Here is a 16,235-nt window from a genome sequence, read left to right as displayed (position 1 = left end):
TTTCATTGTGCCCCTCAAGCCCTTTATCGCAGAGCATACGGATAACATTACTCATCAGCTCCTTAGCAAGTTCAAAGGCTGCACACTACTAAATCCCACCAACTTTAGCTCTCTAAAAATGCCATTTCCTTTTACTACTCTAATTCATCGCTATGCATCAATTTTAACTTTTTTTTCAATGTTCGTCAATATCAACCGACACGATTGCCTTATCATCATAATAGATCTTCATACATACATCGAAGTAATCGCACTCAATATATGTACCTTGATCCAATAGATGAACTTCTATATCCTGTACACGAATATCTTTTTCTAAAATCAATTCTTGATTCGTATGACACAAACGAATCTGATTATTGTGCCGAATCATATGCTTGGCATGATCCAAGATAGAAAGCTCCAATACATTCTGTCGATTGGCTTTTAATAAATACACATTTTGCATCGTTTGTAGCGCAAGAAACGAAAGAATTTGAAGCACTAGAAAGAAGCATACTAGACTTGTCCAAGAGGCATATCCGTTAATAGATTTCAAAGTCGTAGATTTTGTTTTGTTTACGAAACCACAAATAAATACCATCTTCTTTCTTATAAAAATAGGCAGAATCTAGCTGCTCCATAAAAATCTCATAGCCAGGACTTTTTACAATGCGATGCTTATCAAAGTATAGAATCATCTTCTCATGATTCAAGATATATTCTAGACAATCATCTTCTACCTGAATTGAAGATGCCATACTCACTTCTCTTCTAAGCTGCAATATCGCATATTGATTTTGTGTATCTATATCCATATGTGAAAAGCGCAAGGCACAGCTTATAACCATACAACCAAGTAAACTGACTAAACATGTTATAAAAAGTGCGAGTAAAGCTTCAATCAGTGTAAAACCATTTCTTTTGAATTCTTTCATCGATTTTTAGATTCCTTTGAAAATATAGAGTATGTAACCCATTTAACAAAAGACTTACACATAATAGAATCACAAAAAACGCAAATAGAGCATCCTCTAGTAGAAAACCATTATTCCTTTTCAAGACGAACCCTACCTGTTCCTAATTGATATACAAGCTTCATTTTTGAATTCGCATTCTGACATCGTAAAGTTAATGCCTTTGAAATATTACCCTTGGTATTATAGTAAAAGCTCACTGGATCACATACGATATCTTTAGGAATGTAATATTCTATATCACCAACATTAATTTTAGAATCTACACTCATATCGATTCTTTGATGCTCGACATATGCCTTTTCCTGCGCTGTAATGCTTAATGTTTGAACCTTCTTCATAAATAGATAAAGAGAAGTATTCATTTGAGTTGAAAAGCCAAAGCTTAAGATAGAAACAATCAAAAGTACCACTAACATTTCTAAAAGCGTAAAGCCATTCTTATTGCGATACAGCCTGCCCATCGATTATCACCACTTTACTATGATCCGGACATGTATCCTGTCCTTTCTTCAAATAGCCAAAGTCAATCAGCTCCTGTACACTTGTAGGCGTTTCTAGCTGATCGATTTCATACAACATGATTTGCGAATTCACTATTTCCAACAAAGCTTCACACCCCTTATTTCTAATGATCTTCTCCTTTTGTTGAATGTTAGGTAGAGTAATCAATAAGAGCAGTGCAACAATTAACATCACAATCATCATTTCTAAAATCGTAAATCCATTTTTCTTTTCCATAGTTCCTCCTTTAAAATTGATTTAACATATTTAGTGGCATCATCATAATTTGATACACAAGCAATACAAGAACACCAATACTCAAATAGGAATAAAGCTGAATACCAAGGACAATACGCTTTACGCATCTTTCTATATCCATCGTACTTTTCTTAATATACAAATCAAAAAACACCTGAAATCGGTTATTCGTAAGAGCATAGCGCAACATCTTTTTAAAATCAGAATCAAAGATTTCTTCCTTCAAAAAACTTTCCTCTAAACTATTTCCATTCAAAAGATGATCTAAAATATGATTTGAAATCATCCCTACGATACTAAAATCCATATGTGACATCGTTTCTAGCACCTGCTGCGTTGAACTATAAGTATTTTCAAGGTTTTGATAGATACAGACAAATTGTAAAGACACCATTTTTTTCATCAATGGAAATGGACAATAGTAAAGGCTTTTTGAAAATCGATTAAAGACCATATAGAACCAGATCAAAAAGAAAAGCAACAGTAGAATACTCAATCCAAATGTATATTTGAGGACTTGAATCACAAGCAGTACCTTTCCATTTGAAATATAGTCCTGCATTTGAATAAGTACATAATCCGAGAAGAAAAGCACCATAAAAAATGCGAACACAAGTAAAAAGAAAGGATATGCGATCTTTTGTAGCAGCTTATCAAATACAAGCTTTGAATGCTTTTCAATCTGTGTCACACATATAATGGCTTGATTTAGATTTAAGGAAGAAGACAATATCTTTAAATACTTAAAGTACAGCTTCTTCTGTCCCATACAAAAGATATCGACAAGACTTATTCCTTCCTTTAATCGAGAAATCATTTCTTCATCCTTTTTAAATACTAGATGGATCAAGGTTTCTAAGGGCATTCCATTATTCATTAGCTTTTCAAATTGTTCCACCTCCTCACGCAAGACAAGCACAATCGTAGTCTGCCTGGGCATCCATGATATATCCTTTTTCAATACCCTGTGAAATTTTTTTAGATAAGGTAGTAAAGTCTTCGGGATAATCACCCTGTTTAAGAACGTGCTCCAGCACTTTTTGATCCATGATTTCATACACACATACCTTTTTGTCGCCTGATGCATAGAGGCGTTGTGAAATAATGGCTGTACAAACACTTAATAAATCCTTGTTTGATACACCCAAATCCTCAAGACGACGAATACACTCCTTTCCATCCTTGGCATGAATACTCGTTAAAACAAAGTGACCAGTCAAGCTTGCTCTTAAGACCATCTTTGCGGTATAGCTGTTTCTTGTTTCTCCAATACAAATGACATCTGGATCATGGCGCAAAAGCTGTTCAATACCTACATCATAGGTAAAGCCCATTGCCTCATTGATTTGAAGTTGTAAATAGGAATCATCCTCAATCTCAATTGGATCCTCTAAGCTAACCACTTTATGCTTCTTCGTTTTGGCAATCTCATGCAGCAATGCATGTAAAGTTGTCGTTTTACCACTATTTGTAGGTCCGACACTGATGACTAAGCCTTGCCGTAACGGAATCAAAGACTCAAAGTAAGCTGTATCCTGTTGCCATAATGACAATTGATCGAGGTGGATTGCCTGTTGCGTATTCAACATACGAATGACACCTGTTTGAACATTTTGGTTAAAAAGCATACTAAAGCGACAAAAGACTTCATGATTATGAATCAAAACTTTAAACTGCCCACTTTGCGGAACAAATGGATTGGTCAGATCCATTCTTGAAATGAATTTTAAATATTCAAAGAAAGCAGGTTGCCAAATATCTTGGTATACATCTAACATTTCACTCTGTGTTCTTAATTTAATTTGTAGTTTTTGATTTTGTAGAACAAAATGAATATCACTCGCCTTTTTTTGAATCGCATATTCAATTAAATCCTTTAATAAATCATCCATTTTTTTACCTCCCTTATCTAATACGAAAAAAAAAGCAGAAATTCTAATAAATTTCTGCATATTTTAAACTTTCGTTCCATTTTTTCTCTTGCGATAAAGAAGTAGAGGGTCCATGTCCCGGATACACCTTATAATCTTTGTCTAATTGATACAATTTTTTTAAGGATTGTTTCATCATCGAAACAGAGCCAGTCGCTAGATCCATTCTTCCGATTGAGCCTTGAAATAATACGTCACCTGTAAATAAGCAATCCTCGATTCTTAAAACCGTTGAACCAATCGAATGCCCAGGACAATATATCGCCTCTATTTCAAATCCTGCAATCTCATTTATTCCTTCTTTGATTGGTTTTGGATGCGCATCACATGTCACATCCATATAGAAGGCTGAAGATGAATTTAAATCGGGATCTTGAAGAAAATCAAATTCCTGCGGATTTAAATATACATCACAATGATACGCATCAACTCCTGATATATGATCAAAGTGTGCATGCGTTAATACGATAGCTTCTAATGTACATTCATTTTCTTTTAAGATGGATTCTAAATTAGGAAATCTGTCCGCCGGATCAATTAGGATAGCATGATGATTTTCCATGACTAAATAACAGTTTGCCTGTACAGGACCTAATGGTTGTTGAATGATTTTCATAGCCTAATACATAAAAAAGACCGAATAAAACGGCCTTTCTTACTTTTTCTCCTTATGTTCAGTCTGCTGATTGCATTTTGGACAATATTTTTTAACAGTCATACGTTCAGGATGTTTTTTCTTATTTCTTGTACCAATATAGTTTTCTTCACCGCAAACAGAGCACTTAAATGTAATACGATCTCTCATGTTCAGTCCTCCTCACATTAGTAATTACTAGTTGATTCTAGCATAACTTACAAGTCAATTTCAAGTCATTTTCAAAAATTTAACTTGCTGGATATAATTCAAAATATTTTTCAATAAATTTTGGCATCACCACCGTCGAACAAATATTGGCTGCAACCTCTTGATTGTTCTGTCCAGACGTTGGTGCTGAGCACGCAAAGGCCATTGTTGGATTATCACTTGGTGCATATCCAACAAGGTTAGCCGTTGTCCATTCTTCCACTTCGGCTGTACCTGTTTTTGCCGATACAGGAACACTATACTTCATGATATCTTCTCCACAGTTTCCACTTGTGACACAAGCTCTAAAGCCCTGTTGAACACGTTCTAGGTATTCCTCATTCTTTTTTGGCAATACGGATTTGATCTTCTTTTCATTCGAAACAACGACTTCTTGTGAGTTCACCTCTGTGGCATAGCTAAATAAACGAGGCTGATATAAATTTCCATCTGACGCAATGGTTGAGCTATAGATTGCTAATTGAAGTGGTGAATACATGTCAAACTGTCCAATGGAATAGTTTAACAACATACCCGGTTCGGAACCATAGCCCATATATCCACTCGATTCACCAGGTACATCAAGACCCGTCTTATTTCCAAGTCCAAACATTGAATAATAAGAACGCATCTTATTTAAAGTACCTTGTAAATCTGATACATTTAGTGGTTCTCCTTCGACATAGCTTGCACCTGCTAAACGTATGGCGACATTAAACATATATACGTTACTACTTACCTCCAAGGCTCTCACATCATTAACTGGACCATGATCTACATAGGAACCAAATTCCTGTCCACCAATATTCATAACCTTATCATAAATAACATCACCCGGCTTAATGACACCTTCGCTTTCACCCATGTATACTGTAGCCCCTTTAATGCAGGAGCCTGGATTGACTAATGACATATAGTTTCCTGAGGCAAAATATGTCAATTGTTTAGAATCCAAATCCATCTGATAGCCCGACATCGCAAGCACAGAGCCATCCTGTGGATTTAAGACAGTCGTAAATAAAGATTGGAAGTTTTCACGGTTTACTGTACCACCATTTTCACTCAATGTATTTTTCACAATATCATCCAAAGTTGATTGAAGCTCAATATCAATGGATAAATGAATGTCATAGCCTTTCTTAGCTTCCTGTACAACTTCCTTTTGTGCCAATCCATTTGAGTCATAGGTAATCTTGGCAATTTCTGGTGTACCCGCTAATAAATCATTGTATTGATATTCAAGACCTGATTTTCCAACGCTGGCATTTAACTGATAGCCCCTAGATAAATAGTAGCTGGCAAGCTCACTTGGAAGTCCTTGTGTACTTGTTGTTACACTTCCTAAAATATCGGATAAAGCCTCACCATATGGATATTCTCGTTTCCAACCTCCAAAGTCTACGTCAAAACCAGGAAATTCTGTTTTATGTTCAACAAGATAAGCGACATCATCATCGCTTACATCTTCTAAGACAACATTTTCCTGTCCCGTACTTTGGTTAGAAATCATTCGTTGATAGATGACGCAAAGCTTTAAATCGGCCTGTGTCATTTCACCAATTTGCTTCTTTCCAATACGATTCATTAAAATCTGATATCGTTTACTTTCGGCATTATCGCCCCAAGCACCACTCTTATATTGCTTCAACTCACGACTTGTCATCAAGTGGTTAGCTGCATATTCCGAATCGGTTGGTGACAAAAAAGATTTATAAGTAATATAAGCTTGTTTTTTGTCTTCATCCGTAAAGTCTTTGGTGCTCACATTAAAGACCTTTACAATACGCTTGGCATATAGCTTATAATCATCTGCTGTCATATTGTTTGGAGATGTAAATACAATATTATGACTAACGACAGTCTTCGCTAAGACCTTTCCATTACAATCATAGATCTGGCCACGAGGTGCCGATGTATATTGTTTAATGGATGTATAATCTTCACGCTTAGCCGTATAATCATTATAAGAAATGATCTGAAGATAAAACAATCGTAAAAAGATGACCAAGAAACAAACAGCAATTGCCATTGTAAGAATCAGGATACGATTGGAAATGACTTGATCAACCGAAATGTTTTGATTTGCCCTTTTCAATGATTTTCTACTCTTTTTCAAATGGATCCCCCTTTATACGAACATACTATATTATACACGTTTCTAAGATGAAATGGAAAAAAAAGAAGGATTGGCGTATACTTTAGCTATGGAGGTTTGCAATGAAAAGAACAGAAACACGCCAAGTAAAAGTAAAAAATTTAGAGATTGGCCATAATAACAAAGTCATCATTCAATCAATGTGCAACATTGAAACAAAAAAGGCAGATGAGGTTGCCCAACAAATTTTAAATCTAGAAAAAATGGGCTGCGAATTAATTCGTGTCAGCTGTATGGATATGGAGGATGCCAAAGCCATCGCAGATATTAAAAAACAGATCCATATTCCATTAGTCGCAGATATTCATTTTGATTATCGCTTAGCTCTTGCTTGTATTGAAGCAGGTGCCGATAAAATTCGTTTAAACCCTGGCAACATTGGTTCAAGAGAAAATGTGGAAAAAGTCGTAAAGGCTTGTAAAGAAAAACATATTCCTATTCGTATTGGTATCAATGGAGGTTCCTTAGAGAAGGATATCCACGAAAAATATGGTAAGCCAACTGCCCAAGGTATGATTGAAAGTGCCAAAAGACATGTACAAATTCTAGAAGATTTAGATTTCTATGATACTGTCTTATCTTTTAAATCAAGTGATCCATTATTATGTATTGAAGCTTATAGACTAGCTGCAAAAACCTTTGACTACCCATTACATTTAGGGGTTACAGAAGCAGGTACCACAATGACAAGTGCCATTAAGTCCAGTTTAGCTTTAGGTACTTTATTAAATGAAGGTATTGGGAATACCATTCGTATCAGTGTGAATGGTGCTCCTGAAAAAGAAATTCCAATCGTTAAGGAATTATTGAAGGACTGCAAGCTGATTCATAATGTGCCAAATTTAATTGCATGCCCTACGTGTGGTCGTACACAATGGGATATGGAGCCTGCTGTAAATGAAATTGAAAGCTATCTTCAAACCGTAAACAAAGATATTACTGTCGCAATCATGGGATGTGCTGTCAATGGTCCTGGTGAAGCAAAACATGCCGATATTGCGATTGCGGGTGGTAAAAAAGAAGGTTTATTGATCAAGAAGGGTGAAATCATAGAAAAGATTCCTCAAGAAAAGATCGTAGCTCGTTTAAAAGAAGAAATTGAAAAATTTTAAATAAAGAAAAGATCTCAGCGCAGTGCTGAGATTTCTTCTTTATATGGCGCCTTTTTATCAATAAATGGCGTTTCTAATATTTTTGTAACATTTTCTAGCTTTGGATGGTGCACAATCGAATATAAAATATCAAATCCAATATGCCCCTTTCCAATATTTTCATGACGATCCTTATGAGCTCCTAAAACATTCTTTGAATCATTGATGTGCATACAAAGAAGATTTTCTAAACCCAAAATAGAATCAAAGTCGTTCAGAACCTTTTCAAAATCATGAAGATCATAGCCTGCATCCCAAATATGACATGTATCCATACAATATCCAATACGTGATTTTTTATTTATACCAGAATAAATTTTCTTTAACTGTTCAAATGTAAATCCACATTCATTTCCTTTTCCTGCCATGGTTTCAAGGGCGATCTTAACATCCGTAGAATCCTGATCTAAAACTTCATTTAAACCATTGATGATCCATTCAATACCGACATCCATTCCAGCGCCGACATGGCTTCCTGGATGAAGAACTAAAGTTTTAGCACCGATGGCTTGAACACGCTCTAATTCAGACTTTAAAAATTCTCGTCCAAACTCTGCGGTTTCTGGCTTTAACGCATTGGCCAAATTAATTATATATGGAGCATGTACAATGACACGATCAATAGAAAAATCATTGTCAAGCATAAAGGTTTTAGCTTCATCAATCTTTAGTTTAGAAACAGCTACACGACGTGTATTGCTTGGAGGACCCGTATAAATCATACAGGCATTGGCCCCATAGGATACAGCTTCTTCAATGGCTCCTTTAAAATAGTCTGGTGCCTTAAAGGATACATGACAGCCTAAATAGATCATACATCCATTCCTTTTTGGCGTTGTCTTTCTTTGGCACGCTCTTTTTGTTGGCGCTTAATATCCGATTTAATCATTTCACGACGCTTTTTACGTTTCATACGATCAATTTCCTGACGTTGTCTTTTCTTATAGTTAGGCTTAACCTTCTTTTTCTTGTGAACGATTTTTTCCACTTCTTCATGGAACTCATCCTTCTTATTTGGACGTTTATTCACATAAGGCTTTAAGTCAACCATTTCCTTATTTTTAACATCCATATGTTCAAATTCAATTCCTTGTTTGATCAAAGATTGGATTGATTTGGCATCACTTTCTTTATAAAGTGCAATACATTGACCATCACGAGTGGCTCTTCCTGTACGTCCAGCACGGTGAATATAAAATTTTAAATCTTTAGGGAAACCACAGCTAATAACGTGTGTGATTCCTTCTAAATCGATTCCACGACTCGCAATATCACTGGCTACAATATAGCTTTTCTTTTGGCTTTGAATCATTTTAATAGCCTGCATACGCGCACGTGATTCAAGTCCTGAATGTAATTCAACTAAATCATAACCATTTTCACGCATTGTATTGGCAATGTTTTGGGCTTCTTGAGTCGTGTTGGCAAAAATTAAACAAACATAAGGCTGAATACATGGAAGTACATCTAAGATTTTTTGTTCGTAGCTCTTGTGCTTGCATGGCACTAAAATATGCTTAACATCACTTTGGAAAGCTTCTTCCTTTTTGATTTCGATCATTTCTGGATCGTATAAATATTTCTTTAAAAATGGCTGCAAAGATTCTGGAATGGTTGCAGAGAATACCATCATTTGGACCTTCTTGTCCATTTTCGATAGAATTTCATCAATATCTTCTAAGAAACCAAATTCCAATGTCATATCTGCTTCATCTATGACAACCATTTTAGCAGTATCCAAACGTAAGACGTTATCCTTGATAAACATGTCTTTCATACGTCCTGGTGTACCAATAACGATTTGTGGCTGTTTGTCCATGGAAGTTACCTTTTCCATACCACCTGTAACTAGCTTTACACGTACACCAAAATGTTTGGCAATTTTACGACAACGATCATACAATTGGTAGGCTAATTCTCTTGTTGGTGCTGAAATGACAGCTTGTACACAATCTTGATCAAAGTCTAACATATCAAAGATAGGCATAAAGAAAGCGTGTGACTTTCCGGATCCTGTACTAGATACACCAATGATATCTCTATTTTTATTTTTACGATTTAACACCTGCTCTTGAATGGGTGTTAAAGTTTTAAAATGCTCTAAATCCATTATTTCTTGAATACGATTCATATTTTCACATCCTTTTCTTTAGTATTATCCCAAAAATCTTCTTATTTTACAAATACAAATAATTAAGGCATAATGTATATATGAAAACACAAAAAATTATTACAGTCAAGCCTCAAGGCTATTGTGGAGGCGTATTAAAAGCAATTGAAACAGCCAAACAAACAAGGGATACATACCCTAATAAAAAAATCACGATTCTAGGTAATCTTGTGCACAATCAATATGTAAAAAAAGCACTGCAAGCTTATCATATTGATACGATTGAAGATAAGACAAAGACGCGCTATGAATTGTTAGACGAGATTAAAGATGGCATTGTCATCTTTACAGCACATGGAGTAAGTCCTAAAGTCTATGAAAAAGCCAAGGAAAAAGGCTTGATCTTAGTGGATGCAAGCTGCCCTTTTGTCTTACAGACACAAAAGATTGTGAAGCAATATTTAGATCAGGACTACTCAATCTTCTATATCGGTAAAAATAAACATCCCGAAGCCGAATCGATTTATACAATGAGTGATCGTGTCTATTTAATTGAACCAAAAAAAGATATTCCAATTATTCAAACCAACAAAATTTTTGTGACAAATCAAACAACAATGTCGATCTACGATATTCAAGATATCTTTGAACAGATCAAAGAAAAATATCCACAGGCTATATTTCACGATGAAATCTGTAATGCGACGCGTGTTCGTCAGCAGGCTATACTGGATTTGAAGGATGTTGATTGTTTAATTGTGGTAGGAGATCCTACGAGCAATAATTCGCAAAAGCTTGTAGACATCGCAAAAAAGGCTAATATTCCCAATGTATTCTCAATCCAAACGGTAGAGGATATTGATAAGAAGGACTTTGAACAATACCAAACCATTGCGATCACAAGTGGAGCAAGTACTCCGACATATCTTACAAATCAGGTAAGGGATTATTTAACCAATCCGATTGAAAAACCAAAAATCCGTATTCAGGAAATTCTCTGAGTACGGATTTCTTTTATATATTCAATTTTTTCAAGAAACTCTGGCTTCAAAACTTTACTAAGTATGTTTCTATACTTATTCTCTTCAAAATCTAAATAATCTTGATACGTATCATTTCTTAACATATTCATTCCAAAACGAAGATGAGCTTCGGATATATTTTGAACAGTTGTATCCACAACACAATCCAAGATTGGATAATAGTGATTGTTGTCGTAAATCATCTTTTCACGAACAATATGAATTTTGTTTTCCATCAAATATTTTCTTAATGCATAATCATCTTTATGACTTGACAACAATAAACGTAATCCTGGATAAAGCTTTCCTTTAGAAAGAATATCAATGATGAGTTTGCCACCCATGCCACAAATAATGATTTGATTGACATCGTCATGAAGTCCTTGAATACCATCCAATAAACAACAAGTAACTTGGTCACTTAATTGATTTTCAAGAATAGTTTTCTTCGCATTATCTAATGGACCTTGGGCTACATCACATGCATATCCTTTTTTTGCCTGTTGGTTCAAAATAGCGTTGCATACAACATAGGCATGATCACAGCCAATATCGGCAATGACATCTCCATTGACCCATTCTAATATTTCTTGAATTCGATTCGAACAAGGTATCATTATTTCACAAAGTCTCTTAGGCGTTTGCAGCGATTTGGATTTTTTAGCTTGCGTAAAGCCTTCGCTTCAATCTGACGAATACGTTCACGTGTTACGTTGAATTCTTTACCAACTTCTTCTAGTGTACGTGTTCTTCCGTCTAACAATCCAAAACGTAAACGCAATACTTTTTCTTCACGTTCTGTTAGGCCTTCTAATACCGCGTTGATTTCATCCTTCAATAATTGGTTGTTTGTGTAATCATCTGGAGATAATGTGTCTTTATCTTCAATGAAGTCCCCTAAATGTGAGTCATCTTCTTCACCAATTGGTGTTTCAAGGCTGACTGGATCTAAGGCAATCTTTTGGATTTCACGAACCTTTTCCGCTGAGATGTTTTCCATCTTTTCAGCGATTTCTTCAGGCAATGGATCACGGCCTAAGTCTTGAACCAATTGACGTTGAATACGTGTTAATTTATTGATGGTTTCAACCATGTGCACAGGAATACGAATGGTACGTGCCTGGTCTGCGATAGCACGTGTAATGGATTGACGAATCCACCATGTCGCATATGTTGAGAATTTGAATCCTTTTGTGTAGTCAAATTTTTCAACGGCTTTGATTAATCCACAGTTTCCTTCCTGGATCAAATCCAAGAATAACATTCCACGTCCTACATATTTTTTCGCAATAGAAACAACTAAACGTAAGTTTGAAGATATCAATGTTTGTTTAGCATTTTCGCCTTCATCAATAACTTTTTGAAGTTTCTTTCTTTCTTCTTCACTTAAATCTGGATTCTTAATATCTTCCTTGGCTTGTTCCCCCTCTTGGATCTGACGAGCTATAATCGGCTCTTCCTTTGGATCCAATAATGGAATTTGACCAATTTCCTTTAAGTACATCTTAACTGGATCATTGATCTTTGCGTGTGAAGCATTCGCGAATGTTTTTTCCAATTGTGAAATTTCTTCAGCAATTGAATCTTCTTCATCTAGATCTTCATCACTTAGATCATCATCTAGAACTTCATCTTCATCCAATTCATCACCATCAATGAATTCGATCAAGTTTTCGTCAATCCAGTTATATAGATCATCCATTGTATCATCATCTAAATTTAAAGCACTAACGGCATCTAAGAAAGCTTTTTGTGAAACATCCACATTTTGTTCTTTGCACTGTAACAAATATTCTTTTGCTTCTTCTAAGCTCGCAAACTTTAATTTTTTAGATTCACTTGTATTTGCCATACTTTCATCCTTCCTTTCGATGTAAGATTTCATTTCTTTGAACTATAAGTTCCTGTTTTTTACTCGCCAATGAAATCTTGATCATCGGATCCTGAACATTCTTGATCTGATTGTTTAGATTGTCAATTTGGGCTTGTAAAGTACACTCTTTGATCTTCATTAAGCTATCGTTAAAGAAGTCTTCATTATATCCATAAACATGAAATGGATTTTCCATTAGGGTTACTAACAAATTACGAACCTCTTCTTTTTCAATGTGACTCATCAGTACATCAAAGTCGATGTGGTCCATACTTCGATACATGTCATAACAATATAATGACAATTCTTCACAGACTGGATCTTCAAAGAAGCCAATCTGATCTTTGAATTGGTCGGCCGCAATTTTACTATTTAGAATCATCCATAAGGCCCCATGTTCTGCTAACGTTCTTCCATTTTTTAATGGCTCTATATTTTGAATTGCTGCAGGTCTAGTGTAGGATTCCTTTTTGGGCATGACTTGCGGTGTTTGATGCGATAGATCAAAGCCCGTCAAATCACGGATACGAGAATAATAATCGGCCTTTTCAAAGTCGGTGCATGTTCTTTCAATAAAGGACTGCATTTCCGAAGTGAATTTTTTCTTATCCTCGTAGTTATCTAAATCATATTGGTTCGGTAAATATTCAAATAAAAATTCGACAAAGGAAACTGTTTTATGTACCGATAGATACAATTCATCTTTTCCTAATTCATTAAATATTTCATCCGGATCTTTACCCGTTGTATTTTTTACGATGGAAAAAACTAAACCATAATCAACGGCTAGCTTTCCAAATTTATAAGTGGCTGCCTTACCGGCTCTATCCCCGTCATAACATACCACCAATGGAACATTTAAACGTTTTAATAACACCATCTGCTCTTTTGTACAAGCCGTTCCTAAACAAGCAATGCTTTCATGGATATCTGCCTTTTCAAAGGCAATCACATCCATAGCCCCTTCGACTAAAATACATCGTTTGTTCTTTTTCGCAAATTCCTTAGCTCTATGATAATTAAAAATCAAATTACCCTTATGATAGATTTTCGTTTCAGAAGTATTGATATACTTTGCCGTTTTCTTATCTTCATTAAGGCGTCTAGCCGTAAAGCCAACAGGATTTCCATTCTCATCATGAATGGGAATCATAAGTCGTTGCTCAAATACGGCATAGGTATCTAAATCGTGAGTACGAATTAAACCTGTTTCTGTAAGTATTTGTTCGTTAAAACCTTTTGCCTTGAGATACTTCACACTACGACTCGATTCAGGTGCATACCCAATCTCAAATCTTTTTATAATATCTTCATTTATTTTTCTTTGACTTAAATACCGTTTAACACTTTCTCCATTCTCACTCTCTAGCTCAAATGTTAAAAAACGAATGTACGATTGAATACAGTCATAATATGGCTTATTAACATCCACCTTAGGTTGAAACTGATGTACATCCAAATGAAGTGGATAATGGATCAGTTCCGCCACCTTACAAACGGCTTCTAGAAAGGAAATATTTTCAATCTTTTGTACAAAGGTAAAGACATTTCCTCCTGTACCGCACACAAAACATTTGAAGATTTGTTTATCTGTTGAAATGGATAAGCTTGGATCATGATCATCATGAAAAGGACAGATTGCTTTATAATCTTTGCCTTTTTTTTCTAATGTGATATAGTGGGACATCACATCAACAATATCAGCTTGTTGACGAATGGCCTTTATATCATCTTCAGATATCCAGCTCATTAAAATGCGATTCTATTTTCAATATATGAAACAAGATCATCTAAAGAAACACGTTCTTGTTGCATAGTGTCACGATCTCTGACTGTTACACATCCATCGTTAGCTGTTTCAAAGTCAACAGTTACACAGAATGGCGTACCAATCGCATCCTGACGACGGTAACGTTTACCAATGCTTTGTGCATCATCATAAGTTACACTGAAGTGTTTAGCTAATTTTGCGAATACTTCATCACCTTGGTCAGATAATTTCTTAGAAAGTGGAAGTACAGCAACTTTATATGGTGCTAAAGCAGGATGTAATTTTAATACAACACGAGAATCGTTTTCTAATTGTTCTTCTTGATATGCTTCACACATAACGGCCAACATCAAACGTTCAACACCTACACTTGGTTCGATAACGTAAGGGATGTATTTTTCGTTTGCTTCTTGGTCAAAGTATTCTAAGTTTTGTTTAGAAGTTGTCTGGTGTGCTTTTAAGTCAAAATCTGTACGGTCTGCGATACCCCATAACTCACCCCATCCGATAGGTTCAGAGAAGTGGTATTCGATATCACTTGTACCATTTGAATAGTGAGCCAATTCTTCTGGATCATGTGCACGTAAACGAATATTTTCTTCGTTGATACCTAAGTCCTTTAAGAATTGAACACAGTTTTTACAATAGTATTCAAACCAATCTAAATCAGTTCCAGGTTTACAGAAGAATTCCAATTCCATCTGTTCGAATTCACGAGTACGGAAAATGAAGTTTCCTGGTGTGATTTCGTTACGGAAGCTTTTACCAATCTGTCCAATACCAAATGGTAATTTTTTACGCATTGTTCTTTGTACGTTTTTAAAGTTGACAAAGATACCCTGTGCAGTTTCAGGACGTAAATAGATTGTGCTTTTTGCATCTTCCAAAACACCCTGGAATGTTTTAAACATCAAGTTAAATTGACGAATGTTTGTGAAGTTTTTAGCGCCACATTTTGGACATGTGATTTCATGCTCCGCAATATAGTTTTCCATGTCTTCATTTGACATACCACCACAGTTTACTGTGTGGTTGCTCGCTTCTTCAATCAATTGATCCGCTCTAAAACGGCTTTTACATTCTTTACAATCCATCAATGGATCACTAAAGCCTCCAACGTGACCACTAGCTACCCAAACATTTGGATTCATTAAAATGGCACTTTGTAAACCAACATTGTGTTCACTTTCCTGGATGAAGCGTTTCCACCATGCATTTTTAATATTGTTCTTTAATTCAATGCCTAAAGGACCAAAATCCCAAGTATTTGCCAAACCACCATAGATTTCTGAACCTTGGTAAACAAACCCAGAGGTTTTCATGTGATTTACTACATCATTGAATGTCTTTTCGTTCATGTTAATTACCTCATTTCTTTCATGTATACAGACAAAAGGATACACTTTCATATTATATCCTATTTTTCAATAAATTTCTAGACCAAAAGCCACACAGACAAAAAACAAAAAGCCACGATTTCTCATGGCATGTTTTTAATCATTCACTCGAGCACCAACTCACTATGCATGCATAGCCAAATAAAGAACGGCCTTCTTATACTTCTCTAGTCTTTTAAAATCTCTTTCTGTTGGTTCCTTGATTCTTGTGATATCTAGGTTGTGCAAAAGATCTGCAACCTTCACTTTCTTAGCCATTCTAC

Annotated in this window: 18 protein-coding genes and 1 other annotated feature (1 of these 19 only partly in view); of the genes, 2 read left to right on the top strand and 16 right to left on the bottom strand. The window is 35.5% G+C overall.

Annotated elements, in window-relative coordinates; all coding sequences use genetic code 11:
* Positions 1–157: a binding site (T-box leader), on the bottom strand (it extends 40 nt beyond the left edge of the window).
* 18 nt (positions 158–175) lie between these two features.
* The 9 genes from DWY01_RS02625 to DWY01_RS02585 all read right to left on the bottom strand — a co-directional run bounded on the left by DWY01_RS02625 (position 176) and on the right by DWY01_RS02585 (position 6,609).
* Positions 176–439, bottom strand: a complete 264-nt coding sequence (locus DWY01_RS02625) for a hypothetical protein (protein ID WP_199519842.1) — start codon at positions 437–439, stop codon at positions 176–178.
* Positions 440–524: 85 nt separating this feature from the next.
* Positions 525–917: a prepilin-type N-terminal cleavage/methylation domain-containing protein gene (locus DWY01_RS02620; protein ID WP_117992781.1), complete on the bottom strand. Its 393-nt coding sequence runs from the start codon at positions 915–917 to the stop codon at positions 525–527.
* A 110-nt stretch (positions 918–1,027) separates the two neighbouring features.
* Entirely contained in the window at positions 1,028–1,420 is a 393-nt protein-coding gene (gene comGD / locus DWY01_RS02615; RefSeq protein WP_117992780.1) for a competence type IV pilus minor pilin ComGD, read from the bottom strand.
* Positions 1,398–1,697, bottom strand: coding sequence for a competence type IV pilus major pilin ComGC (gene comGC / locus DWY01_RS02610; RefSeq protein ID WP_117992779.1), 300 nt, complete (start codon positions 1,695–1,697; stop codon positions 1,398–1,400). Before comGC ends, comGD begins: the two co-directional genes overlap by 23 nt.
* Before the next feature lie 10 nt (positions 1,698–1,707).
* Positions 1,708–2,616 (bottom strand): hypothetical protein, encoded by a 909-nt coding sequence (locus DWY01_RS02605; RefSeq protein WP_147332149.1) that lies wholly within the window; start codon positions 2,614–2,616, stop codon positions 1,708–1,710.
* 4 nt (positions 2,617–2,620) lie between these two features.
* Positions 2,621–3,610, bottom strand: a complete 990-nt coding sequence (locus DWY01_RS02600) for an ATPase, T2SS/T4P/T4SS family (RefSeq protein ID WP_158553641.1) — start codon at positions 3,608–3,610, stop codon at positions 2,621–2,623.
* Between the two features lie 43 nt (positions 3,611–3,653).
* On the bottom strand, positions 3,654–4,265 hold the full coding sequence (locus DWY01_RS02595) for an MBL fold metallo-hydrolase (protein WP_117992776.1): 612 nt from the start codon (positions 4,263–4,265) through the stop codon (positions 3,654–3,656).
* Positions 4,266–4,304: 39 nt separating this feature from the next.
* Positions 4,305–4,454, bottom strand: coding sequence for a 50S ribosomal protein L33 (rpmG, locus tag DWY01_RS02590; protein WP_003864966.1), 150 nt, complete (start codon positions 4,452–4,454; stop codon positions 4,305–4,307).
* A gap of 79 nt (positions 4,455–4,533) precedes the next feature.
* Entirely contained in the window at positions 4,534–6,609 is a 2,076-nt protein-coding gene (locus tag DWY01_RS02585) for a penicillin-binding protein 2 (RefSeq protein ID WP_199519841.1), read from the bottom strand.
* Between the two features lie 101 nt (positions 6,610–6,710).
* On the opposite strand from DWY01_RS02585, the gene ispG reads away from it, so the two are divergent.
* Positions 6,711–7,760, top strand: coding sequence for a flavodoxin-dependent (E)-4-hydroxy-3-methylbut-2-enyl-diphosphate synthase (ispG, locus tag DWY01_RS02580; protein ID WP_117992775.1), 1,050 nt, complete (start codon positions 6,711–6,713; stop codon positions 7,758–7,760).
* A gap of 14 nt (positions 7,761–7,774) precedes the next feature.
* Here the strand turns inward: ispG and DWY01_RS02575 are convergent, their stop codons facing one another.
* On the bottom strand, positions 7,775–8,614 hold the full coding sequence (locus DWY01_RS02575; RefSeq protein WP_117992774.1) for a deoxyribonuclease IV: 840 nt from the start codon (positions 8,612–8,614) through the stop codon (positions 7,775–7,777).
* Positions 8,611–9,930, bottom strand: coding sequence for a DEAD/DEAH box helicase (locus tag DWY01_RS02570; protein WP_117992773.1), 1,320 nt, complete (start codon positions 9,928–9,930; stop codon positions 8,611–8,613). Before DWY01_RS02570 ends, DWY01_RS02575 begins: the two co-directional genes overlap by 4 nt.
* A gap of 80 nt (positions 9,931–10,010) precedes the next feature.
* Between DWY01_RS02570 and ispH the strand changes: the two genes are divergently transcribed.
* On the top strand, positions 10,011–10,910 hold the full coding sequence (ispH, locus tag DWY01_RS02565; protein ID WP_117992772.1) for a 4-hydroxy-3-methylbut-2-enyl diphosphate reductase: 900 nt from the start codon (positions 10,011–10,013) through the stop codon (positions 10,908–10,910).
* Here ispH and DWY01_RS02560 read toward each other — a convergent pair.
* The 5 genes from DWY01_RS02560 to DWY01_RS11865 all read right to left on the bottom strand — a co-directional run bounded on the left by DWY01_RS02560 (position 10,895) and on the right by DWY01_RS11865 (position 16,230).
* The gene (locus DWY01_RS02560) at positions 10,895–11,548 is read right to left on the bottom strand and encodes a class I SAM-dependent methyltransferase (RefSeq protein ID WP_117992771.1); all 654 of its coding nucleotides are present in this window, start codon (positions 11,546–11,548) and stop codon (positions 10,895–10,897) included. The two genes, ispH and DWY01_RS02560, sit on opposite strands and share 16 nt — an antisense overlap.
* On the bottom strand, positions 11,548–12,783 hold the full coding sequence (gene rpoD, locus DWY01_RS02555; protein ID WP_117992770.1) for an RNA polymerase sigma factor RpoD: 1,236 nt from the start codon (positions 12,781–12,783) through the stop codon (positions 11,548–11,550). Before rpoD ends, DWY01_RS02560 begins: the two co-directional genes overlap by 1 nt.
* A 4-nt stretch (positions 12,784–12,787) precedes the next feature.
* Positions 12,788–14,554 carry a DNA primase gene (gene dnaG / locus DWY01_RS02550; protein ID WP_117992769.1) on the bottom strand — a complete coding sequence of 589 codons (1,767 nt, stop codon included), beginning with the start codon at positions 14,552–14,554 and terminating at the stop codon, positions 12,788–12,790.
* On the bottom strand, positions 14,554–15,933 hold the full coding sequence (locus tag DWY01_RS02545; RefSeq protein ID WP_117992768.1) for a glycine--tRNA ligase: 1,380 nt from the start codon (positions 15,931–15,933) through the stop codon (positions 14,554–14,556). The genes dnaG and DWY01_RS02545 overlap by 1 nt, the downstream gene beginning before the upstream one ends.
* Before the next feature lie 162 nt (positions 15,934–16,095).
* Positions 16,096–16,230 (bottom strand): hypothetical protein, encoded by a 135-nt coding sequence (locus DWY01_RS11865; protein WP_256372078.1) that lies wholly within the window; start codon positions 16,228–16,230, stop codon positions 16,096–16,098.
* Positions 16,231–16,235: the final 5 nt, after the last annotated feature.

Origin of the sequence: Eubacterium sp. AF22-8LB, assembly GCF_003458715.1 — a bacterium.
Taxonomy (GTDB): domain Bacteria; phylum Bacillota_I; class Bacilli_A; order Erysipelotrichales; family Erysipelotrichaceae; genus Holdemanella.
The sequence above is the reverse complement of the archived record's forward strand: the minus strand, read 5'-3'. Positions and strand labels throughout refer to the sequence as shown.